Here is a 21,455-nt window from a genome sequence, read left to right as displayed (position 1 = left end):
TCAGGCCCGGGCTGCCGCGTCCCGCCCGAGCAGCAGGCAGACCACCGCGAGCGGCAGCTCTATGCAGCCCGCCATCACCAGCGCCGCGAGCACCGCGTGCCCCGGCCCGGCGCAGGCGATGTCGGCCAGCGCGTCCCCGGTGAGCAGCAGGGCCACCGCGGCGCCCGCCCACAGCGCGGCGGGGCTGCGCCGGCGCAGCAGCGCCGCCAGCGAGAGCAGGGCGGAGAACTCCAGCAGGTCGAGCACGACCCACGCGGTCTCGTGGCAGACGGCGAGGACCGTCAGCCAGGGCAGCAGCGCGACGGCGGCCATGGCGGGCACCCGGGCGAAGCGCTCGGGCAGGACGAACGAGGGTGCGGACGGGACGGACCGGGAGGAGAGGACGGCGGTGCTCATGCCGCACCCCCGACCCGGGGTGCCGGGACCCGCTGCAGCGGCAGCCGCTCGGTGGGCCCGCCCGCCGGGTGCTCGACCAGCACCGCGTCGAACGGCCCCTCGGCCCAGGCGAGCCAGAACCGACCGGCGACGGTGACCACCTCGGCCGCGACGCCGGACCGGGCCGCCCGGAACGGCCGGAACGCCCGCTGCCGCGCGAACAGCACCGAGGGCGCCGCGCCGTCCCCCGCCAGCCGGCCCCAGGCGAGCACGTGCCAGGCCCGCCCGCCGGACGGGCTGCGCCGCGCCCCGCGCAGCAGCTGAGGGGTGAGCCGGGCGGCGACCAGGACGTCGGCCAACTCGCCGTGCTGGTACAGCTCCAGCGCGGCCCGGCGGCGGCCGGACCCGACGCTGCGGACCGACCAGGGCCCGGTGCCGACCGGCAGCGCGCCGACCGGAAGCGACCCGACCGGCAGCGCCCCCGCCGGCTCCGACGCCGGGAGGAGCGCGCCCCCGGGAACACCCCCGTGGTTCCCGGGGACGGGCCGCCCGTGCGGCGGAGTGGCGGAGTGCGATGCGGTGCTCGTCATGTCCCCAAGCCTTCCGCCGTGCACCCCCTCCTGTCGGTGGTGCCCCGCACCGAATCGGGGGTGTACCTAGCTACACCCCCTCCCGGCACCCCCCTTCATGGCGGCCGGTGATCATCGGGCAATACGCTGTCCGCCATGCCCTCCACCACGTTGCGCCGAGCGCTCGTCAGGAGCCTCCGGCGCCGACCGTGGTCGCCCGAGGTCTGGCGGGACACCCGCCTGATAGCCGCCGGAATCCCGCCGGCCCTGCCGGTCTGGCTGGCCGTCACCGAGTCCAAGGTGCTCTTCCCGGTGCTCGCCGCCGCCCTGCTCTGCACCCGCCCGCTGACCGCCCTCCAGCGCGGTCGGCTGCGCGCCCTGCACGGGGTGGAGATCCCGCCGCCGCGGCCGCTCACCGGCTACCGGAGGCTGCTGCTGGGAATGACCTGGCGTCAGGTCCTCCACCACCTGGTGGTCGGCCCGCTGCTGGCGGCGGGCGCGCTGGTGGTGCTGTACGCCTGGGGGGCCGGCCTGGCGCTGGCCACCCTGTACGGCTGGATCTGGCTGATGCCCCCCGGCACCGCGCTGCGCTCGGACCTGGCCGGGCTGGACGTCGGGGTCACGGCCGCCGGGGTGCTGCTGCTGGCGGCGATGCCCTGGGCGGTGGCGCTGACGGCCCGTCTGGAGGTGTGGGCGGCGCAGCGGCTGCTCGGCCCGGACCGGGCGGAGGCCCTGGAGCGGCGGGTCGAGGAGATCGCCGAGAGCCGGGCCGGGCTGGTCGACGCGGTGGACGCCGAGCGCCGGCGGATCGAGCGCGACCTGCACGACGGCGCCCAGCAGCGCCTCACCTCCCTGGCGATGAACCTGGGCCTGGCCCGGCGCACCCTCAAGGACCTCCCGCCCGAGGTCATGCAGGTGATCGTGGAAGCGCACGAGGAGGCCCAGGCGGCCATCGACGAGCTGCGCGACCTGGTCCGCGGCCTGCACCCGGCCGTCCTGGAGGACCGCGGCCTGGACGCGGCGCTGTCCGGCATCGCCGCCCGGGCCCCGCTGCCGGTGCGCCTGGAGGTGGACCTCTCCGAGCCGGTCGCCCCGACCGTCGAGGCGGTCGCCTACTTCACCGTCTCCGAGGCGCTCACCAACGTGGCCAAGCACGCCCGCGCGAAGCAGGTCGACCTCTCGGTGCGGACGGCCGGCGGCCGGCTGCGCCTGGTCGTCAGCGACGACGGCGTGGGCGGCGCGGACGCCTCGCGCGGCACTGGGCTCACCGGTCTGCGCAAGCGCGCCGCCTCGGTCGACGGCACGCTGTCCGTTCTCAGCCCCCTCGGGGGCCCCACCACCATCACCGTGGAGTTGCCGTGCGCGCTGTGATCGCCGAGGACTCGGTCCTGCTGAGGGTCGGCCTGGTCAAGGTCCTGGAGGCGGTGGGCTTCGAGGTCGTGGCCGCCGTCGGGGACGCCACCGAACTGCTGGCCGCCGTCGAGGAGCACCGCCCCAAGGTGGTGGTCGCGGACGTCCGGATGCCCCCGGGCTTCCACGACGAGGGCGTCAAGGCCGCGATGGTGATCCGGCAGCAGTGGCCGGAGGTCGCCGTGCTGCTGCTGTCCCAGTTCGTGGAGGAGCGCTACGCCGCCGACCTGCTGGCCACCAACACCAGCGGGGTCGGCTACCTGCTCAAGCAGCGGGTGGCCAATGTGGACGACTTCGTGGAGGCGCTGCAGCGGGTCGCCGAGGGCGGCACCGCGCTGGACCCGGAGGTGGTCGCCCAGCTGCTGGTGCGCCGCCACCGGGACCCGCTGGAGAAGCTGACCCCGCGCGAGCGCGACGTGCTCGGCCTGATGGCGGAGGGCCGCTCCAACGCCGCGATCGCCGGCTCGCTGGTGGTCAGCGACAGCGCGGTGGCCAAGCACATCAACTCGATCTTCACCAAGCTCGACCTGCCGCCGGCCGAGGACAGCCACCGACGGGTGATGGCGGTGCTGCGGTTCCTGGAGGTCGGGTGACCGTGGGCGGGGTGAAGGCCTGGCGGATCACCGGGACGATCGCGACCGTGCTGGTCGTCCTCGGCGCGGGACTGCAGACCTGGTCGGTCGTGGCGAAGCAGCAGACCACCGCCATCTGGTCGCACGACGGCCCGATCCACCGGCTGCGGCTGGAGACCGGCAACGCCGCGGTCACGGTGCGGGCCGGCCGGGAGGGCCATGTGGTGGTCCACCAGCGGCTGGACTGGATGATCCGCAAGCCGCTGGTGTCGACCGTCCCCGACGGCGACCTGCTCACCATCGGTGTGCAGTGCCGGCAGGTCCTGCCGGTCGCGGACTTCGGCTGCGGCGCCGAGCTGGAGGTGGACGTGCCGGCCGAGACCGAGGTCTCGGGGTCGGTGGGCTCCGGCTCGGTCCGGGTGGAGGGGCTGAGCGGGAACGTCGACATGCGGCTCACCTCCGGCCAGCTGCTGCTCGCCGACACCTCCGGGGACGTGTCCGTGCGCGCCACCTCCGGGCTGGTCCGGGGCACCAACCTGAGCGCCCGGCGGGTGGACGCGCAGACCACCTCGGGCGCGATGGAGCTGAACTTCGCCCGGGCCCCGCAGCGGGTGGACACCAGGGCCACGTCCGGCTCGGTGACGATGACCGTGCCGAAGGACAGCCGCTACGCCTTCTCCAACGAGGTCGGCTCCGGCACCGGCCAGATCGACCCGGGGCTGGCGGACTCCGACAGCCCGAACCGCATCCACGCCGTGGTCATCTCGGGGTCGGTCACCATCGGCCCGTCCTGAGGCGTGTCCCGGGGTCCGTCCGGCGCCGGGCGGGCCGCTCACCCGGGTGGGGGACAATGGAGAGTCCCGTCCCCCTACCCGAGGTCAGCCGCGCATGACAGCCACGCCCGCACCCACCGCGCCCGACACCGAGTTCGCGCCGCTCGACATCGGCCCGATCCAGGTGTGGCCGCCCGTCGTGCTGGCGCCGATGGCCGGCATCACCAACGCGCCCTTCCGCACCCTGTGCCGCGAGCAGAGCGGCGGCAAGGGGTTGTACGTCTCGGAGATGATCACCACCCGGGCGCTGGTCGAGCGCAACGCCAAGACCATGCAGCTGATCAAGTTCGACCCGAGCGAGAAGCCGCGCTCGATCCAGCTGTACGGCGTGGACCCGGTGACCGTCGGCAAGGCCGCCCGGATGATCTCGGACGAGGGCCTGGCCGACCACATCGACCTGAACTTCGGCTGCCCCGTCCCGAAGGTGACCCGCAAGGGCGGCGGCTCGGCGCTGCCGTACAAGCGCAACCTGCTGCGCGAGATCCTGCGCGAGGCCGTCGCCAACGCGGGCGACCTCCCGGTGACCATGAAGATGCGCAAGGGCATCGACGACGACCACCTCACCTACCTGGACGCCGGCCGGATCGGCGCCGAGGAGGGCGTGGCGGCGATCGCCCTGCACGGGCGCACCGCCGCCCAGCACTACGGCGGGACGGCCGACTGGTCGGCGATCGCCCGGCTGCGCGAGTCCGTCCCGGCGCACATCCCGGTGCTGGGCAACGGGGACATCTGGTCGGCGGACGACGCGCTGCGGATGATGCGCGAGACCGGCTGCGACGGTGTGGTGGTGGGCCGCGGCTGCCTCGGCCGGCCGTGGCTGTTCAAGGACCTGGTCGCGATCTTCGAGGGCGACGTCGACTACGCCCGACCCGACTTCGGCTACGTGGCGCGGGCGATGGTGCGCCACGCCCAGCTGCTCGGCGAGTGGATCGGGGACGAGGCGCGCGGTGTGATCGACTTCCGCAAGCACGTCGCCTGGTACACCAAGGGCTTCTCGGTCGGCTCCGAGCTGCGGGTGCGGCTCGCCAACTCCTCCTCGCTGGCCGAGCTGGCCGAAACCCTCTCCGAGGTGGAGCAGTCGCAGGGCTGGCCGGCCGGCGCGGACGGCCCGCGCGGGCGGACCAGCGGCAACAACCGGGTGGTCCTGCCCGAGGGCTGGTTGGACGATCCGTACGACTGCGCCCGACCGGGTGAGGATGCCGAATCGGACACCTCCGGCGGATGATCTGTACGGACCGGCAAAGTGGGCCCCTTCGGCTCGACTGCCACTAGGTCCCAGCCCTCTTGTCCATTCTGGACAGGAGGGCTCCTTTTCGGCATTCGGATGTCACGGAACGAGCACGTTTCTGGACGCTGTGCGACGATCGTCGGAGGTGGTCTACGTTCGACCGGCGAGACGCGCTGGTGACCCTTGCCACACGCCGTCGGGGCTGACGCGGGGTCAGTGGACGAAATGGACAGGTCGGCGGTGAATCGCTTCCCGAAGCCGGTCGACCGGGGATCGGGCGATCCGGGTGCAGGAAATCAAGCCGGGGCAACGCGACCGACCCACAGTCGCTACCCAGCGTCCGAATCATGCGATCTTCCGGTTTCGTTGCGTTCAAGACTTGAACGCTTCCTCGCGTCAGGCGGACGATTTCACCAACAGAGGTGAACGCCTTTATGTGCTTTCGATCTAGCGGGTTACCCCTCGGTACCAGCCTCGGGTGGCCTATTCAGGGCAGAGAAGTGCCTTCGAAATGGGTATGTTCTCCGGCGTCAGGGCAACCGCGTACGAGGAGACCGACCCGTGCCGTCCCAGCAGAAGTTTGTTTACTCCTTCACCGAAGGAAACAAGGACCTCAAGGATCTTCTTGGCGGCAAGGGCGCGAACCTGGCCGAGATGACCAACCTGGGACTCCCCGTCCCTCCCGGGTTCACCATCACCACCGAGGCCTGCAAGGTCTTCCTGGAGACCGGTAGCGAGCCCACCTCCCTCCACGAGGAGATCAGCGCCCACCTGGACGCCCTCGAGCAGGAGATGGGCAAGAAGCTCGGCCAGGCCGACAACCCCCTCCTGGTCTCGGTGCGGTCCGGTGCGAAGTTCTCCATGCCCGGCATGATGGACACGGTCCTCAACATCGGCCTCTCCGACGCCTCGGTGACCGGCCTCGCCGCGCAGTCCGGCAACGAGCGCTTCGCCTGGGACTCCTACCGCCGCCTGGTCCAGATGTTCGGCAAGACCGTGCTGGGCGTCGACGGCGAGCTGTTCGAGGAGGCCCTGGACGAGGCCAAGCACGCCAAGGGCACCGCCAACGACCTGGACCTGGACGCTTCCGACCTCCGGGAACTCGTCGAGGTGTTCAAGGGCATCGTCGAGCGCGAGACCGGCCGGGCCTTCCCGCAGGACCCGCGCGAGCAGATGGACCTCGCCATCCACGCGGTCTTCCACTCCTGGAACGGCGACCGCGCCCGGCTGTACCGCCGCCAGGAGCGCATCCCGAACGACCTCGGCACCGCGGTCAACGTCTGCACCATGGTGTTCGGCAACCTCGGCGAGGACTCCGGCACCGGCGTCGCCTTCACCCGCGACCCCTCCACCGGTGCGCAGGGCGTCTACGGCGACTACCTGTCCAACGCCCAGGGCGAGGACGTCGTCGCCGGCATCCGCAACACCCTGCCGCTGTCCGAGCTGGAGACGCTCGACAAGAAGTCGTACGACGAGCTGATGGCGATCATGCAGAAGCTCGAGAACCACTACCGCGACCTCTGCGACATCGAGTTCACCATCGAGCGCGGCAAGCTCTGGATGCTGCAGACCCGCGTCGGCAAGCGCACCGCCGCCGCCGCCTTCCGGATCGCCGTCCAGCTGGTCGACCAGGGCCTGATCGACCTGGACGAGGCCCTGATGCGCGTCACCGGCGGCCAGCTCTCCCAGCTGATGTTCCCGCGCTTCGCCCCCGACGCCGAGTCGAAGCAGATCGCCCGGGGCCTCGCCGCCTCGCCCGGCGCTGCGATCGGCAAGATCGTCTTCGACTCGTACACCGCGGTGAAGTGGTCGCGCTCCGGCGAGAAGGTCATCCTGGTCCGCCGTGAGACCAACCCGGACGACCTGGACGGCATGATCGCCGCCGAGGGCATCCTCACCTCGCGCGGCGGCAAGACCTCGCACGCCGCCGTCGTCGCCCGCGGCATGGGCAAGACCTGTGTCTGTGGCGCCGAGGAGCTGGAGGTCGACACCAAGCGCCGCCGGATGACCACCGCCGACGGCCTGGTGCTGGAGGAGGGCGACGTCGTCTCGATCGACGGCGCGACCGGCAAGGTCTACCTCGGCGAGGTACCCGTGCTCCCCTCCGCCGTGGTGGAGTACTTCGAGGGCACCCTGCACGCTGGCGCCGACGTCCAGGGCGGCCTGGTCCAGGCCGTGCACCGGCTGATGTCGCACGCCGACGGCCGCCGCCGGCTCGCCGTGCGCGCCAACGCCGACAACGCCGAGGACGGCGGGCGCGCCCGCCGCTACGGCGCCCAGGGCATCGGCCTGTGCCGCACCGAGCACATGTTCCTCGGCGAGGAGCGCCGCAAGGAGGTCGAGCACCTGATCCTCGCGGACAACGACAAGGACCGCGAGCTCGCCCTCTCCACCCTGCTGCCGCTGCAGAAGGGCGACTTCCTGGAGCTCTTCCAGGCGATGGACGGGCTGCCGGTCACCGTCCGCCTGCTCGACCCGCCGCTGCACGAGTTCCTGCCGGACATCACCGAGCTGTCGGTGCGCGTCGCCCTCGCCGAGGCCCGCAAGGACCCGAACGAGAACGACCTGCGCCTGCTCCAGGCGGTGCACAAGCTGCACGAGCAGAACCCGATGCTCGGCCTGCGCGGCGTGCGCCTCGGCCTGGTCATCCCCGGCCTGTTCGGCATGCAGGTCCGGGCCATCGCCGAGGCCGCCGCCGAGCGCAAGCTGGCCGGCGGGGACCCGCGCCCCGAGGTGATGATCCCGCTGGTCGGCACCGTCCAGGAGCTGGAGCTGGTCCGCGACGAGTGCGAGCGCGTGCTCGCCGAGGTCGCCCAGTCCACCGGCGTCCGGCTGGACATCAAGCTCGGCACCATGATCGAGCTGCCGCGCGCCGCGGTGACCGCCGGGCAGATCGCCGAGGCCGCCGAGTTCTTCTCCTTCGGCACCAACGACCTGACCCAGACGGTCTGGGGCTTCTCCCGGGACGACGTGGAGGCCTCGTTCTTCACCGCCTACCTGGAGAAGGGCATCTTCGGGGTCTCCCCCTTCGAGACCATCGACCGCGACGGCGTCGGCTCGCTCGTCAAGCACGCCGTCGAGGCCGGCCGGGCCACCCGCCCCGACCTCAAGCTCGGCGTCTGCGGCGAGCACGGCGGCGACCCGGACTCGGTCCACTTCTTCCACGAGGTGGGGCTGGACTACGTCTCCTGCTCCCCCTTCCGGATCCCGGTGGCGCGCCTGGAGGCAGGCCGCGCCGCCATCGAGTCGGCGGGCAGCGACTCGCGCTGAGTGAGGGAAGGCATCCCCTCCTCACGCGGGACGACTGACCGCTCTCCCTCCCACCGGGAGGGCGTACACCGGAGCTCGGCGCAGGAGAACCGGCGTACGTAACACGGCCGGGCGGGAACGGACAACGGCGTCCGTTCCCGCCCGGCCGTACGTCTTCCCCCGGCGGCGCGTCCTCCCCGGACGCACGTCCTCCCACGGCCGTGCGTCTTCCCGGCCATGTGTCCGCGCAGGGGCGGGTGTGGCGCCGGCCACGTGTGTAGCTCGCCGGGCCGGGCCCGGCGGCCTGCCAAGCTGGGCCGCATGACCAGTCGCAGAAACCCGCTCGTCCTCGTGGCCGTGCTGATCCTGGCGGTCCTGGCCGGCGTCGGGTACCTCCTCGCCGACCGGGGGAGCAGCCACCCCAAGGCCGCCGCGAGCCCCACGGCGACCACCGCGGGTGCCCGGACGTCCGGGTCGTCGGCGCCCAAGCCCTCGGCGCCCAAGCCGTCCCCGCCGCCCGGCGGCGCTCCCTCCGCGGCCGGCACCTGGGTCCCCGCCGACCCCGCGCTGGCCGACGTCTGCCGCACCAAGCTCCCCAGCCAGGCCCAGGACACCCTCGGACTGATCGCCAAGGGCGGGCCCTACCCCTACAACCGCGACGGCATCGTCTTCGAGAACCGCGAGAGCCGCCTGCCCAAGAAGGCCGACGGCTACTACCACGAGTACACCGTCGTCACCCCGGGCTCCAACGACCGCGGCACCCGCCGCGTGGTCACCGGCGACTCCGGCGAGCAGTACTGGTCCGCGGACCACTACGCGACGTTCCAGGAGATCGACCCCCGCTGCTGAGCCTCCCCCCGGCAGCTCACCCCGCACCTCACCCCGCACCTCACCTCGCCCGGCGCCAGGTGACCCGGGCGTGCGGGCCGTGCGGGCCGGTGGTGACCAGGGCGGTCAGCTCGTGCAGCACCGGCGCCGGGTCGCGGCGGAGCTGGCCCGGGGTGGTGCGGACCACCGGCAGGCCGGCGGCGGTGAGCCGGTTGGCGCGGACCAGGCCGCGCTCGTGGTCGGCCGGGCGCAGGTGCCAGGCGCGGGAGTCGATCTCCAGGGCCACGCAGGCGTGCGGCCAGTAGGCGTCCGGTACGGCGAGGAAGCGCCCGTCCAGGAAGAGCACCGGATTCCACAGCGGTTCGGGCAGGCCCGCGTGCGCCAGCAGCTCGCGGGCCTCGCCCTCGACCACCGAGCGCACCCCGGCGGTCAGCTCCTCCACCACCCGGGCCACCTGCGGCAGCCCGAGGGCGCCCGGCCGGGCCAGCAACTGGTCCAGCAGTTCACCGAGTTCGCAGTGCCGGCGCTGGACGGCCTCCGCGCACAGCGCCCGGAACAGGCGCGGTGCCGTCTCCCGCGTCGCGAGGTCCGCCAGCGCCCGGGCGACCGTGGCGCTCCACAGCCCGTCGTCCCGCTCGAAGCCGCCCGGCATCGCCCCGCTCGCCCGGTGGACCCGGACGAACTCCCGGTCGGTGACCCGCCGTTGATGCGGGATCAGGACGTCGACCGCGCCGAGGTCGGCCGGGTGCCCGGCGCTCGGCAGCCCGGCGTCGGCCAGCACCGCGAAGCCGGTCAGCAGCACTTCCCCGGCCCGCGGCTCGCGCCCCTTCGGAGTCGCGTAGGCCAGGGCGGCCCGGAGTTTCTGGTGGACCGTCAGTCTCCCGCTCTGCAGGCAGATCACCCTGGGCAGCACCTGCTGCCAGGGCCCGCCCGGGCGCAGCCGGTGGGCGATGGTGCCGGAGGGCACCCCGAGTCGGCGCAGCTGCGCCCGGGTGGCGATGTGCTGCTGGTCGGCGCCGAGCAGGGCGACCGGGTCGAGCGGGTTCGCGCGGGTCATGCCGGGGTGCTGCCCGCCCGGATCGGAGGTATGCGAAACATCCCCCGTCGGTGGCGTCCCGGCAATCGTGTTGACGAAGCCGCGGCCGAGTCGACGAGCCGGTGACCGGATGGGCGACTCCACCCACCGCCCGGACGCGGTGTAACCGGCGGGCGGTGAGCGGTCCTCCCTCAGGCCGTGATCATCAGCTGCCCGGCACCGCTGCCGCCGTGTCTAAGGCACTCCTGGTTGATCGCCGGATCCGGGGCGCTCGGCGAGGTGGCGGCGGCGATCCGCAGCTCGATGATGTCCCGGACGGCCGGCCACTCGGAGTCCAGGATCGAGTAGAACGCCGTGGACCGCACCACGCCGTCCAGTCCGCGCGAGTGGGCCCGGCGCACGCCCTCGGCGGTCGCGCCGAGCCGCTCGATCGCGGCGCGCGAGCGCATGTTGCGGGCGTCCGCGCGCAGCGAGATCCGCTGCACGCCCCAGGTCTCGAAGGCGTGGCGCAGCATCAGCAGCTTCGCCTCGGTGTTGATGCCGGTGCCCTGGGCGCGCGGCGAGAGCCAGGTGTTGCCGATCTCGGCGGCGTCCGGGACGGCCGTCGCCGGATCGCCGAACGGCACGCCGGGCACCGGCGGCCACACCATCGGGCCCTGCCAGTAGTCCAGTTCCAGGAATCGGGTGGAGCCCACCACCCGGCCGTCGGCGACGTTCACCGTCGCGAACGGCAGGGACCGCCCCGCGGCCTGGTCGGCGAGGGCACGCGCGATGTAGTCGCGGGCCGCTTCCAGGCCGTGCGGGACGGGGGTGAAGGCGTAGGTCGTACGGTCCTCGGCGCCGGCCTCGGCGATGGCCTCGGCGTGGTGCGCGGCGAGGGGCTCCAGCCGCACGGTGCGGCCGGTGAGGATGACAGGTACGGGCACGGAACCTTCGGTCCTTCATCGGTCGTAGGGTGCCTCCCGCGCCGGGGTGCGGCGCGGGCTGCGGTGGACTGTTTCGCCCCGGCCCGTGACCGTCCGCCGGGTAGCCGTGCACGCCGGAGGATCCGGTCGGGCGGGGCGTCGGCGGCGGCCCGGAACGGGCGGCGCGGGTGCCGGAACGGACACGGGTCCTCGGACCGGTCCGGCGGGAAGAGCGAGGGGACAGTGTGCGTCCGCGAAATGGCCGAGAAGGGAACGAGAGCGCGAAGGGAAGCAGGCGGCCAGGTGAAGGCAAGATGCGTCTGGGTGACTGGCCGAGCACCGGACCGGGACGTGGCCGACGGCGTTACTGGACGACGTGACGACGACGCGACGATGCGAGGCAGCGAGAGGACGATACCCGCCAGAAGGCGGTGCGTCACTTCGCGGCGCGCGAATGGGCGCGCGGGCCGCTCCGGAGGGTCTCCCGGCGGGCCCTCGCGGACCCGTGACCAGGGACTCTTCCTTCGGGTGCGATCATGGTCCGGAGCGGTCGGCCGAGGGTGTCGGAGGAGTCCTCCGGCGTGGCGGGAATTCCGTCGTCGCCCGGCGCGCTGGAGAGGACGAGAAGCCGGTCGGCCGGGACGAGCAGAGAACGGGGTTGGGTGCGCGGTGCGTGACTTCCAGGCGTTGTACGAGCTGGATCAGCAGGGCGTGGCCGCGGTGGCCGCGGCCACCGCGCGGTTGCGCGACACCGGCGCCGGCCTGGTGCTGCTCCAGCACTTCGAGGGCTTCATGGACGCCGGTGAGGCCGGCGGCCAGGTGGTGGCGCACCTGCTGGAGACGGGTTCGCCGCAGGTGGTGGCCCGCTTCGACCACGACCGGCTGGTGGACTACCGGGCCCGCCGCCCGGCGATGGTCTTCGACCACGACCACTGGACGTCCTACGACCCGCCGGAGATCCTGCTCCAGCTCGTCCACGACGCCGCCGGTGCGCCGTTCCTGCTGCTCAGCGGCCCCGAGCCGGACGTCGAGTGGGAGCGCTTCGCGCGAGCCGTCCGTGAGCTGGTGGAGCGCTTCGGGGTGCGGCTGTCGATCGACTTCCACGGCATCCCGATGGGCGTTCCGCACACCCGCCCGGTCGGGCTGACGCCGCACGGCAACCGGCTCGACCTCGCACCCGGGTACCCGCAGTGGTTCGAGCAGGCGCAGGTCCCGGGCAGTGCCCAGGCGCTGCTGGAGTACCGCCTGGCCGAGGCCGGGCACGACGTCCTGGGCTTCGCCGTGCACGTGCCGCACTACGTGGCGCGCTCGGCCTACCCGGCGGCGGCCGTGCTGGTCCTGGAGGCGGTGCAGTCCGCCACCGGGCTGGTGCTGCCCGGCACCCGGCTGCGCGAGCGGGTCGGCGAGGTCTACGCCGACATCGAGGAGCAGCTGACGCACGGGGACGGCGAGTTGCGCTCGGCGATCCGCGGCATGGAGGGCCAGTACGACGCGGTGGCCGGCGCCGAGGACCGGGAGAGCCTGCTGGCCGAGCCGGTGGACCTGCCGTCGGCGGACGAACTGGGACGGCGCTTCGAGCAGTTCCTGGCCGAGCACGAGCGCGGCGCGGAGTAGGGCGTGTCCTGACCCGGGGCGCCCGCCCGCGCGAAGGATTTCGCGCGAGCCGGGAGTCATCACCGGCGTCCGTACGTTGGAGCCTGAGGTGCCCGGGGGACGGGCTGCCGTGAGGAGCCGACCGTGACTCGTCGCACCCCGGGGGGGATGCCATGTTCAGGACCACACGCCCGACCGTCGCCGTGACGGCCGGGCTGGCCGCACTGCTGCTGGCCGGATGCACCGGCGGCAGCGGTTCGGACAGCCAGGGCAAGGGCTTCGCGGGCGCGGTGCCCGGCCGCGAGCAGGCCACCGCGACCCCGTCGCCGACACCGCCTCCCACCGGCCCCTACGTCGCGCTCGGCGACTCGTACACGGCCGGCATGAAGATCCCCCCGCAGAGCGGCGAGCCGCGCGGCTGCTCCCGCTCCGAGGTCAACTACCCGTCCCTGGTGGCCAAGGGGCTCGGGGTGGCCGCCGGGCAGTTCCGCGACGTCAGCTGCACCGGTGCGACCACCGTGGACCTGACCTCGCCGCAGAAGACCGGCGAGGGCACCAACCCGGCCCAGCTGGACGCGCTGGGCCCGGACACCCGGCTGGTCACCCTCGGGATCGGCGGCAACGACGCCGGTTTCACGCAGGTCGTGATCGAGTGCGCCAAGGCGAGCGTGCTGGACGCGGTGAAGAGCGTGGTCAAGGAGACCCGTGGCGCCTCGCCCTGCCGTGACCACTACTCCTCCGGCGACGGCACCGACGAGGTCCAGCGCAAGGTGGACACGGCCGGCGACCGGCTGGGCCAGGTCCTCCAGGACATCAAGCGGCGCTCCCCGCAGGCCCGGGTGTACGTGATCGGCTACCCGACGTTGCTCCCGGCCGACCCGTCGAGCTGCGTGCAGCTGCTCGAGGAGACCATGACCGTCTCCGACCTGGGCTTCCTCTCGGAGAAGCAGCAGCAGCTCAACGACATGCTGAAGAAGCGCGCGCAGACCGCGGGCGCGGTGTTCGTCGACACCGCCGGGCCCTCGGCCGGGCACGACATGTGCGCGGGGGAGGACCAGCGCTGGATCGAGCCGCCGTTCCCGGCCCACGGACTGGCGCCGATCCACCCCAACGCCAAGGGGCAGGAGGCGGTCGCCGGCGTCGTGCTGAAGGCGCTCCGGGGCTGACCCGCACGGCCGGCCGGGGCGGGCACCTGCGCGCCGCGCAGCGTTCACGCCCCGGCCCGCGCCCCTTCGCGCGCGGCACCCCCCTGGTGTCAGGGGCGCGGCGTACCGTGAGTGGCATATGGATGACACCGCGCACCGCCTCGCAGCCCCGATCCCGTACGACCACACCGCCGAGGCCCGCTGGGTCCCCGAACCGGACAAGCGCCCGGGCCGTACGGCGTTCCAGCGCGACCGTGCCCGGGTGTTGCACTCGGCGGCGCTGCGCAGGCTGGCCGGCACCACCCAGGTGGTCGCCCCGATGCGCAGCGACTTCCCGCGCACCCGGCTCACCCACTCCCTCGAATGCGCCCAGGTCGGGCGGGAGTTGGGCGCCGCCCTGGGCTGCGACCCGGACCTCGTGGAGACCGCCTGCCTGGCCCACGACATCGGCCACCCGCCCTTCGGCCACACCGGCGAGGAGGCCCTCGACCAGGCCGCCGAGGACTGCGGCGGCTTCGAGGGCAACGCCCAGTCGCTGCGCATCCTGACCAGGCTCGAACCCAAGCGCTTCGCCCCCGAGGAGGACCCGTCGACCCGGCTCGCCCCCTGGCCGGGCCGCAGCGTCGGCCTCAACCTGACCCGCGCCGCCCTCGACGCCGCCACCAAGTACCCGTGGACGAAGGGCGCCCACCCCACCGACCCGGCCTCCCACAAGTACGGCGTCTACGCCGACGACCTGCCGGTCTTCCGCTGGCTGCGGGCCGGCTCCCCGGCCGGGCGCAAGTGCTTCGAGGCCACCGTGATGGACTGGTCCGACGACGTGGCCTACTCCACCCACGACGTCGAGGACGGCCTCCAGGCCGGACACATCGACCCGGCCGCGCTGCGCGCCCCGAGCGAGCGCGCCGAGCTCTTCAAGGTCGCCCAGCGCTACGCCTCCGACGCCGAGCCGGAGGAGCTGGCCGCCGCCCTGGACCGGCTGCTCGCCCAGGACTGGTGGCCCTGCTCGTACGACGGCACCGCGCGCGCCCGGGCCGGGCTCAAGGACCTCACCAGCCAGCTGATCGGCCGCTTCTGCCTGGCCGCCGAGCAGGCCACCCGTGCCCGCTACGGCCCCGGCCGGCTCACCCGCTACGCCGCCGAGCTGGTGGTGCCGCGGGACGTCCGGCTGGAATGCGCGGTGCTCAAGGCGGTCGCCGTCCGCTTCGTCATGCAGCGCGACGAGCAGGCCCAGCTGCGGGCCCGCCAGCGGATCGTGATCGCCGAGCTGGCGTACGTGCTCACCCAGCGCGCCCCCGAGGGGCTGGACCCGGTGTTCGCCGCCATGTACCGCGAGGCGGACGACGACCGCGCCGCGCTGCGCACGGTCATCGACCAGATCGCCACCCTGACCGACGCCTCGGCACTGGCCCTGCACGCCAAGCTCGTCGGCGCCGCCTGGGCGTGACGCCGCGGCCCCGGCCCGCGGCCCCGGCTCGAAACCCCGGCCACCCCAGTAGACTTCCGGGGTGGCCGGGCGGATCAGGGACGAAGACGTACAGGCGGTGCGCAGCGCACTGCCGATCGACGCGGTGGTCGGCGACTACGTACAGCTGACCAACGGTGGCGGTGGCGAGTACAAGGGCGTCTGCCCCTTCCACGACGAGAAGTCCGCCTCCTTCTACGTGAACCCCGCCAAGGGCGTCTTCCACTGCTTCGGCTGCCAGGAGAACGGCGACACCATCGCCTTCCTGATGAAGATCGAGCACTTCACCTTCGCCGAGGCCGTCGAGCGGATGGCCGCCCAGGCGGGCATCACCCTGCGCTACGAGGAGGGCGGCTACAGCCCCCGCCACCAGCAGGGCGAGCGCACCCGCCTGGTCGAGGCGCACAAGGTGGCCGCCGCCTACTACCAGGAGCAGCTGGCCTCGCCGGAGGCGGAGATCGGCCGCCGCTTCCTGGCCGAGCGCGGCTTCGACGAGGAGGCGGCGAAGGCCTTCGGCGTCGGCTACGCCCCGGCGGGCTGGGAGCACCTGGTCCGCTACCTGCGCGGCAAGGGCTTCACCGACAAGGAGATCCTCCTCGGCGGCCTGGCCTCGCAGGGCCAGCGCGGCGGCCTGATCGACCGCTTCCGGGGCCGGCTGGTCTGGCCGATCCGGGACATCGCGGGCGAGGTGGTCGGCTTCGGCGCCCGCCGCCTGCGCGAGGACGACAACGGCCCGAAGTACCTGAACACCCCCGAGACGCCGATCTACAAGAAGTCCCACGTGCTGTACGGCATCGACCTGGCGAAGAAGGAGATCGCCAAGTCGGGCCGGGCGGTGGTGGTCGAGGGCTACACCGACGTGATGGCCTGCCACCTGGCCGGGGTCACCTCGGCGGTGGCCACCTGCGGCACCGCCTTCGCCGAGGACCACATCAAGATCATCCGCCGGCTGCTGATGGACACCTCCCAGTACCGGGGCGAGACGGTTTTCACCTTCGACGGCGACGCGGCCGGCCAGAAGGCGGCCCTGCGCGCCTTCGAGGACGACCAGAAGTTCGCCGCCAAGACCTCCATCGCGGTCAGTCCGGGCGGCATGGACCCGTGCGACCTGCGCCTGGCGCAGGGCGACGAGGCGGTCAAGCAGCTGATCGACAACCCCGTCCCGCTGTTCGAGTTCGCGCTGACCTCGGTGGTGGCCCGGCACCGGGTGGACACCCCGGAGGGGCGCTCGGCGGCGCTGGAGGAGGCGGCCCCGATCGTCGCCAAGATCAAGGACCGCTCGATCCAGCACGAGTACGCCGTCCGGCTGGCCGGCATGCTCGGCATCCTGGACGAGCCCTTCGTCGTGCGCCGGGTCTCCCAGCTGGCCCGCTGGGACCGCGAGCGCCAGCAGAACCCGCGCGGCGCGGCCGCCCAGCGCCGTCCCGAGCCGGTGCAGCCGCAGCGCCCCGCGCAGCCGGTCTTCCGGCTCAACCCGCGCGACCCGGCCCAGTTCGTCGAGCGCGAGCTGCTCAAGCTGGCGCTGCAGCACCCGGACCTGGTCAGCCCGGCCTTCGACCACTACGGCGACGACGAGTTCCCCACCCCGCCGTACACCGCCGTCCGGCAGGCCATCGCCAAGGCCGGCGGCGCCGCGTACGGGGCGACCCTGCCCGACTTCACCAGCGCGGTGCGCGAGGCCTCCCCGGACGACCGGGTGCGCTCGCTGGTCACCGAGCTGACCGTCGAGCCGGTCCGCTCGCGCCGCAAGGCGGACGCGGTCTACGCGGGGGAGTTCCTGGTCAAGCTGCGCCTGCTGGCCGTCGACCGCCGGATCGACGAGGTCCGCGGCTACCTCCAGCGCCTCGGCCACCGGGCCGAGGCCGAGCAGCTGCACGCGGTGCAGACCGAGCTGTGGCAGCTCCAGCAGTACGGGCAGCAGCTGCGCAGCCGGGGCGCCGCGGCGCTGTAGTCGCCGCCGTTCCGAAAACTCGCTGCACAGAAAGTCGGCGCACGAGTCTCGGCCACGGAGTGTGGCGTACCGCACACTGGAGGGCGTCCCACCTCCGTACAGCGCGGGTCCGCCAGAGTCGCGCCCGCCCCGAGGGGATGCCCGTGGAGCAAGGCCTCGCCGCAGCGACCACCACCAGTACGAGAGCGAACCCCGCCCGACCGGCCGGGGACCAGGAGACCGACCACGGTCGGGCTGGCGCCGCGCCCCCGGGCGGCGCGCGGGTCCCCGCCCAGGGTCTGCCGGAGGGCCACCCGGACAGCCCGGAGCCCGAGCCCGACGCCGCCGAGCCCGACCCCGCCGGGCCCGATGCCGTCGGGCGCGATGCCGACGCCGATGCCGGGACCGACCCGGCGGAGGAGCACCACGAGCCGGGCGACAGCACCGGCCCGGCCGCCGACCTGCTGCGCCAGTACCTGCGCGAGATCGGTCGGATCCGCCTGCTCACCGCCGCCGAGGAGGTCGAGCTGGCCCGCCGGGTCGAGGCCGGCCTGTTCGCCGAGGAGCGCCTCGACGGGCAACCGCCGCCCCCCGACCCGCTGGCCGGAGAGCTGGACACCCTGGTGGTGCGGGGGCGGATCGCCAAGCGCCGGCTGATCGAGGCCAACCTGCGCCTCGTCGTCTCCGTCGCCAAGCGCTACGTCGGCCGCGGACTGACCCTGCTCGACCTGATCCAGGAGGGCAACCTGGGCCTGATCCGGGCGGTGGAGAAGTTCGACTACACCCGCGGCTACAAGTTCTCCACGTACGCGACCTGGTGGATCCGCCAGTCGATGAGCCGGGCACTGGCCGACCAGGCCCGGACGATCCGGGTGCCGGTCCACGTAGTCGAGCTGATCAACCGGGTGGTCCGGGTCCAGCGGGGACTGCTGCAGCAGCGCGGACTGGAGCCGACGGCGGCCGAGATCGCCGCCGCCCTCGAACTGACCGAGGAGCGGGTGCGGGAGCTGCTGCGACTGGCCCAGGAGCCGATCTCGCTGCACACCCCGGTCGGTGAGGAGGACGACGTGGCGCTCGGCGACCTGATCGAGGACGCCGACGCCGCCTCGCCCGCCGAGTCCGCGACCTTCCTGCTGCTGCGCCGGCACCTCGACGCGGTGCTGGCCACCCTGGGCGAGCGGGAGCGGCAGGTCGTCCAGCTCCGCTACGGGTTGGACGACGGCCGCCCGCGCACGCTGGAGGAGATCGGCGCGGTGTTCGGTGTGACGCGGGAGCGGATCCGCCAGATCGAGTCGAAGACGCTGGTCAAGCTCCGCGACCACGCCTTCGCCGAACAGCTGCGCGGCTACCTCGACTAGGCCGGTGTCGGCGAGTCGGTGGGAGCGGCCGCTGCCGGGGATGTGGACGCGCCCGCTCCGGTGCCCGGCGGTGGCGAGGCGGGGCCGACCGGGATCGGGGTGGAGGCCACCACCGAGGCCAGATCGGAGAGCTCCGTGGTGCAGCGGTCCCCGGCCGGCTGGTGGCCGCAGACGTGGAAGGAGATCGTCGGGTCCGCCGCGTTCAGCATGCTCGAGTAGTTGTCGTAGCCGTAGTGGATGAGGCCCTGCTCGCTGTCGCCGGTGCTGTCGATGATCGTCGCGAAGTCGCCCGGCTCGCCCTCGGTGATCGCCGCCCAGGCGGCCTGGCACTTCTGGCTGTACCGGAGGTAGATGACCACCTTGCCGATGACGTCGGTGTGCAGGGTCCGCGCGTCCCTGCCGCAGCCGGTGCTCTTGGGGTCCTGGTGGTCGCAGCCGATGGCCTGGCAGGTGGGAGCAGCGGGAATGGGCTTGGCAGTGACGCTGGTGGCTGCCGGGGACGCGGTCGGGAGCGGTTCGGCGACCGCCGTCGGCTGCCCGTCGTGCCGGGTGGCGCGCAGACCGGCCAGCACCAGCAGGACTGCCAGCACCGCGGCGCCCGTCAGCAGCGCCGCCGGACGCCGCCACCAGGTGACGGGGGCGGGCTGCGCCGCCGGACCGGTCACCGACGCCGCGTCCGGCTCCTCGGTGGCTGGCTCGTCGGGCGCCGGCTCACCCGCCGCGTCGGCGGGCTCCTGCGCCGATGGCCCGGCCGGCTCCTCCGGCGCCGCCACCGCCCGCTCCCACAGCGCGCGCAGCGCGGTCCCGTCGCAGTCGACCGCCCCGATCAGGGCGTCCAGCGCCTGCTCGGTGACGACCCGCTTGCCGTTCAGCCAGCGCTCCCAGGAGGCCCGGCTGTAGTGCGTGCGGGCCGCGAGCTCGGACAGCGAGAGCCCGGCGGCATCCTTGATGGACCGGAGCTCCTCTGCCAGGCGTCTGGCAGGCTCGGACAGCTCCTCGGGCAGGTTCTTCCAGGCGGAACCCATGCGGCCTTCCAAAGGTGAGGGGCGGAACGGGGGCGGGGACGGTCGGAACGGGCTCCGGCCGGGCCGTTCGGGTGTCTCCGCGTCTCCAACTTCATCGGCCTCGGCGTCTCAATCCCCTGGTCATGGCGGTGAGACGGACGGAAGTGTCTCACAAGCCCCGGTGACGCTCGAACAACCATGTGGCCGTCGTGCAGAGTTCTCTGGTCGGCGCGGTCAGCCGCCCGGCGGTTTCGTTCGGATACCGGACGGTCACGCGCCGTTCGTCCGAATTCCGTCCCGGCTCCCCCCACGGAGCCGGGGCAGCCTCGCGGGGGGAGGCTGCCCCGGTTGGTTCCGGGACATCCGGCGGGAGGGTGCTTCACTGCACCCTCCCGCCGTGACGCTTTCCCAGTGGTCCCGCCTCTTCAGTGATCCCGCCTCTTCAGTGGTGCCGCCCTCTCAGTCGTGCCGCCCTCTCAGTGGTGGAAGGCGGTCCGGGCCGGCACCCCGAGCTCCTTGAGCGGGAGGGGCTGGCGCCGCAGCTCCGGCAGCAGCCGGTTGAGGTCGGCGAGCAGCAGGTCGGCGAGGTCCCGGGAGAAGCCGTTGCGGCAGACCACCCGGAGCACCGACAGGTCCTCCCGGTTCGCCGGGAAGGTGTACGCGGGCACCTGCCAGCCGCGCTCGCGCAGCCGCCGCGAGACGTCGAACACGTCGAACGGCGCGCCGTCGGTGGTGGTGAAGGCGAACACCGGCAGCTCGTCGCCGCGCGTCAGCAGCCGGAATCCGTCCAGCTTCCCGATCTCCCCGGACAGGTAGGTGGCGACCTCGCGGCAGGCGCCCTGGACGGCCCGGAATCCGTCCCGGCCGAGCCGCAGGAAGACGTAGTACTGGGCGATCACCTCCGCACCGGGCCGGGAGAAGTTGAGCGCGAAGGTCGGCATCTCGCCGCCGAGGTAGTTGACCCGGAAGACCAGTTCCTCCGGCAGGGCCTCCTGGTCGCGCCACAGCGCCCAGCCGACGCCCGGGTAGACCAGGCCGAACTTGTGCCCGGAGGTGTTGATCGAGGCCACCCGGGGCAGCCGGAAGTCCCAGACCAGCTCGGGGTCCAGGAAGGGCGCCACCATGCCGCCGGAGGCGCCGTCCACGTGTACCGGGATGTCGAGGCCGGTGCGCTGCCGGAGCTCGTCCAGGGCCGCGCAGATCTCCGCGATCGGCTCGTACGAACCGTCGAAGGTGGAGCCGAGGACGCCGACTACGCCGATGGTGTTCTCGTCGCACAGGGCGACCGCCTGCTCGGCGTCGAGGTGGTAGCGCTCGCCGTCCATCGGCGCGGTGCGTGCCTCGACCTCCCAGAAGGCGCAGAACTTCTCCCAGCAGACCTGTACGTTGACGCCCATCACCAGGTTGGGGCGGGCCCCGGCCGCGTAGCGCTCGGGGTTGCGGCGCATCCAGCGGCGCTTGAGCGCCATGCCGGCCAGCATGCAGGCCTCGCTGGAGCCGGTGGTGGAGCAGCCGACCACCCCGGCCGGGTCGGGTGCGTGCCAGAGGTCGGCGAGGATCGCCACGCAGCGCCGCTCCAGTTCGGCGGTCTGCGGGTACTCGTCCTTGTCGATCATGTTCTTGTCCAGGCACTCGGTCATCAGCCGGGTGGCCTGCACCTCCATCGAGGTGGTGACGAAGGTCGCCAGGTTGAGCCTGGCGTTGCCGTCCAGCATCAGCTCGTCGTGGATCAGCTGGTACGCCGTGTCGGCCGGGACGGGGCCGTCGGCCAGCCGGTGCATCGGCGGAGCCAGCTCCATCGCGCCCAGCGGGTCGGCCGTGCCCACGAACGGATTGATGCTCAGCCGGCGGTCGTCGCCGGCGCCCTCGTGCAGAGCCATGGAACGTCCTTCACCTCGGGACGGTGTCCCGTCCCACGCTGCCACCGGGCACCGGGTGACGCATCTTCACCCACC

17 protein-coding genes are annotated in these 21,455 nt (G+C 73.1%); 11 read left to right on the top strand and 6 right to left on the bottom strand.

Going from position 1 to position 21,455, the window contains the following annotated elements:
• Both ACZ3TI_RS23610 and ACZ3TI_RS23605 read right to left on the bottom strand, forming a co-directional pair.
• A complete protein-coding gene (locus ACZ3TI_RS23610; protein WP_465729259.1) occupies nucleotides 1-396 on the bottom strand; it encodes a hypothetical protein in 396 nt (131 codons plus the stop codon).
• Nucleotides 393-965: a hypothetical protein gene (locus ACZ3TI_RS23605; RefSeq protein WP_465729257.1), complete on the bottom strand. Its 573-nt coding sequence runs from the start codon at nucleotides 963-965 to the stop codon at nucleotides 393-395. The genes ACZ3TI_RS23610 and ACZ3TI_RS23605 overlap by 4 nt, the downstream gene beginning before the upstream one ends.
• Nucleotides 966-1,100: 135 nt before the next feature.
• Here ACZ3TI_RS23605 and ACZ3TI_RS23600 point away from each other — a divergent pair, with 135 nt between their 5' ends.
• From ACZ3TI_RS23600 to ACZ3TI_RS23575, 6 genes are all read left to right on the top strand, one after another.
• Nucleotides 1,101-2,315, top strand: coding sequence for a sensor histidine kinase (locus tag ACZ3TI_RS23600; RefSeq protein WP_465729255.1), 1,215 nt, complete (start codon nucleotides 1,101-1,103; stop codon nucleotides 2,313-2,315).
• On the top strand, nucleotides 2,303-2,947 hold the full coding sequence (locus ACZ3TI_RS23595; RefSeq protein ID WP_465729253.1) for a response regulator: 645 nt from the start codon (nucleotides 2,303-2,305) through the stop codon (nucleotides 2,945-2,947). Before ACZ3TI_RS23600 ends, ACZ3TI_RS23595 begins: the two co-directional genes overlap by 13 nt.
• Complete coding sequence (locus ACZ3TI_RS23590; RefSeq protein WP_465729251.1) at nucleotides 2,944-3,720, top strand: DUF4097 family beta strand repeat-containing protein; 777 nt, start codon at nucleotides 2,944-2,946, stop codon at nucleotides 3,718-3,720. Before ACZ3TI_RS23595 ends, ACZ3TI_RS23590 begins: the two co-directional genes overlap by 4 nt.
• 94 nt (nucleotides 3,721-3,814) lie before the next feature.
• A complete protein-coding gene (gene dusB, locus ACZ3TI_RS23585) occupies nucleotides 3,815-4,984 on the top strand; it encodes a tRNA dihydrouridine synthase DusB (protein ID WP_465729249.1) in 1,170 nt (389 codons plus the stop codon).
• A gap of 564 nt (nucleotides 4,985-5,548) precedes the next feature.
• Nucleotides 5,549-8,257: a pyruvate, phosphate dikinase gene (ppdK, locus tag ACZ3TI_RS23580; protein ID WP_465729247.1), complete on the top strand. Its 2,709-nt coding sequence runs from the start codon at nucleotides 5,549-5,551 to the stop codon at nucleotides 8,255-8,257.
• A 300-nt stretch (nucleotides 8,258-8,557) separates the two neighbouring features.
• Complete coding sequence (locus ACZ3TI_RS23575) at nucleotides 8,558-9,085, top strand: ribonuclease (protein WP_465729245.1); 528 nt, start codon at nucleotides 8,558-8,560, stop codon at nucleotides 9,083-9,085.
• A 40-nt stretch (nucleotides 9,086-9,125) separates the two neighbouring features.
• On the opposite strand, the gene ACZ3TI_RS23570 is transcribed toward ACZ3TI_RS23575, so the two are convergent.
• Together ACZ3TI_RS23570 and ACZ3TI_RS23565 are read right to left on the bottom strand one after the other, a co-directional pair.
• Nucleotides 9,126-10,121: a hypothetical protein gene (locus tag ACZ3TI_RS23570; RefSeq protein WP_465729243.1), complete on the bottom strand. Its 996-nt coding sequence runs from the start codon at nucleotides 10,119-10,121 to the stop codon at nucleotides 9,126-9,128.
• Nucleotides 10,122-10,291: 170 nt separating this feature from the next.
• Nucleotides 10,292-11,026: a GNAT family N-acetyltransferase gene (locus ACZ3TI_RS23565; protein ID WP_465729241.1), complete on the bottom strand. Its 735-nt coding sequence runs from the start codon at nucleotides 11,024-11,026 to the stop codon at nucleotides 10,292-10,294.
• A gap of 648 nt (nucleotides 11,027-11,674) precedes the next feature.
• Between ACZ3TI_RS23565 and ACZ3TI_RS23560 the strand changes: the two genes are divergently transcribed.
• From ACZ3TI_RS23560 to ACZ3TI_RS23540, 5 genes are all read left to right on the top strand, one after another.
• Nucleotides 11,675-12,619, top strand: a complete 945-nt coding sequence (locus tag ACZ3TI_RS23560) for a PAC2 family protein (protein WP_465729239.1) — start codon at nucleotides 11,675-11,677, stop codon at nucleotides 12,617-12,619.
• A gap of 152 nt (nucleotides 12,620-12,771) precedes the next feature.
• The gene (locus tag ACZ3TI_RS23555) at nucleotides 12,772-13,764 is read left to right on the top strand and encodes an SGNH/GDSL hydrolase family protein (RefSeq protein WP_465729237.1); all 993 of its coding nucleotides are present in this window, start codon (nucleotides 12,772-12,774) and stop codon (nucleotides 13,762-13,764) included.
• A gap of 118 nt (nucleotides 13,765-13,882) precedes the next feature.
• The gene (locus ACZ3TI_RS23550) at nucleotides 13,883-15,190 is read left to right on the top strand and encodes a deoxyguanosinetriphosphate triphosphohydrolase (protein ID WP_465729235.1); all 1,308 of its coding nucleotides are present in this window, start codon (nucleotides 13,883-13,885) and stop codon (nucleotides 15,188-15,190) included.
• Nucleotides 15,191-15,251: 61 nt separating this feature from the next.
• Entirely contained in the window at nucleotides 15,252-17,159 is a 1,908-nt protein-coding gene (dnaG, locus tag ACZ3TI_RS23545; protein ID WP_465729233.1) for a DNA primase, read from the top strand.
• A gap of 137 nt (nucleotides 17,160-17,296) precedes the next feature.
• Entirely contained in the window at nucleotides 17,297-18,496 is a 1,200-nt protein-coding gene (locus ACZ3TI_RS23540; RefSeq protein WP_465729231.1) for an RNA polymerase sigma factor, read from the top strand.
• Here ACZ3TI_RS23540 and ACZ3TI_RS23535 read toward each other — a convergent pair.
• Nucleotides 18,493-19,521, bottom strand: a complete 1,029-nt coding sequence (locus tag ACZ3TI_RS23535) for a helix-turn-helix domain-containing protein (RefSeq protein ID WP_465729229.1) — start codon at nucleotides 19,519-19,521, stop codon at nucleotides 18,493-18,495. The two genes, ACZ3TI_RS23540 and ACZ3TI_RS23535, sit on opposite strands and share 4 nt — an antisense overlap.
• A gap of 455 nt (nucleotides 19,522-19,976) precedes the next feature.
• On the bottom strand, nucleotides 19,977-21,380 hold the full coding sequence (locus ACZ3TI_RS23530; RefSeq protein WP_465729227.1) for a glutamate decarboxylase: 1,404 nt from the start codon (nucleotides 21,378-21,380) through the stop codon (nucleotides 19,977-19,979).
• Nucleotides 21,381-21,455 lie beyond the last annotated feature (75 nt).

The organism is Kitasatospora sp. NPDC023120 (genome assembly GCF_055560835.1).
The sequence above is the reverse complement of the archived record's forward strand: the minus strand, read 5'-3'. Positions and strand labels throughout refer to the sequence as shown.

What these genes read in the sequence shown, in the direction of transcription:
- ACZ3TI_RS23605 (WP_465729257.1), bottom strand. Translation starts at nt 965, where the DNA reads ATGACGAGCACCGCATCGCACTCCGCCACTCCGCCGCACGGGCGGCCC.
- ACZ3TI_RS23530 (WP_465729227.1), bottom strand. Translation starts at nt 21,380, where the DNA reads ATGGCTCTGCACGAGGGCGCCGGCGACGACCGCCGGCTGAGCATCAAT.
- ACZ3TI_RS23575 (WP_465729245.1), top strand. Translation starts at nt 8,558, where the DNA reads ATGACCAGTCGCAGAAACCCGCTCGTCCTCGTGGCCGTGCTGATCCTG.
- dusB (WP_465729249.1), top strand. Translation starts at nt 3,815, where the DNA reads ATGACAGCCACGCCCGCACCCACCGCGCCCGACACCGAGTTCGCGCCG.
- ACZ3TI_RS23550 (WP_465729235.1), top strand. Translation starts at nt 13,883, where the DNA reads ATGGATGACACCGCGCACCGCCTCGCAGCCCCGATCCCGTACGACCAC.
- ACZ3TI_RS23535 (WP_465729229.1), bottom strand. Translation starts at nt 19,521, where the DNA reads ATGGGTTCCGCCTGGAAGAACCTGCCCGAGGAGCTGTCCGAGCCTGCC.
- ACZ3TI_RS23570 (WP_465729243.1), bottom strand. Translation starts at nt 10,121, where the DNA reads ATGACCCGCGCGAACCCGCTCGACCCGGTCGCCCTGCTCGGCGCCGAC.
- ACZ3TI_RS23600 (WP_465729255.1), top strand. Translation starts at nt 1,101, where the DNA reads ATGCCCTCCACCACGTTGCGCCGAGCGCTCGTCAGGAGCCTCCGGCGC.
- ACZ3TI_RS23555 (WP_465729237.1), top strand. Translation starts at nt 12,772, where the DNA reads ATGTTCAGGACCACACGCCCGACCGTCGCCGTGACGGCCGGGCTGGCC.
- ACZ3TI_RS23540 (WP_465729231.1), top strand. Translation starts at nt 17,297, where the DNA reads ATGCCCGTGGAGCAAGGCCTCGCCGCAGCGACCACCACCAGTACGAGA.
- ACZ3TI_RS23610 (WP_465729259.1), bottom strand. Translation starts at nt 396, where the DNA reads ATGAGCACCGCCGTCCTCTCCTCCCGGTCCGTCCCGTCCGCACCCTCG.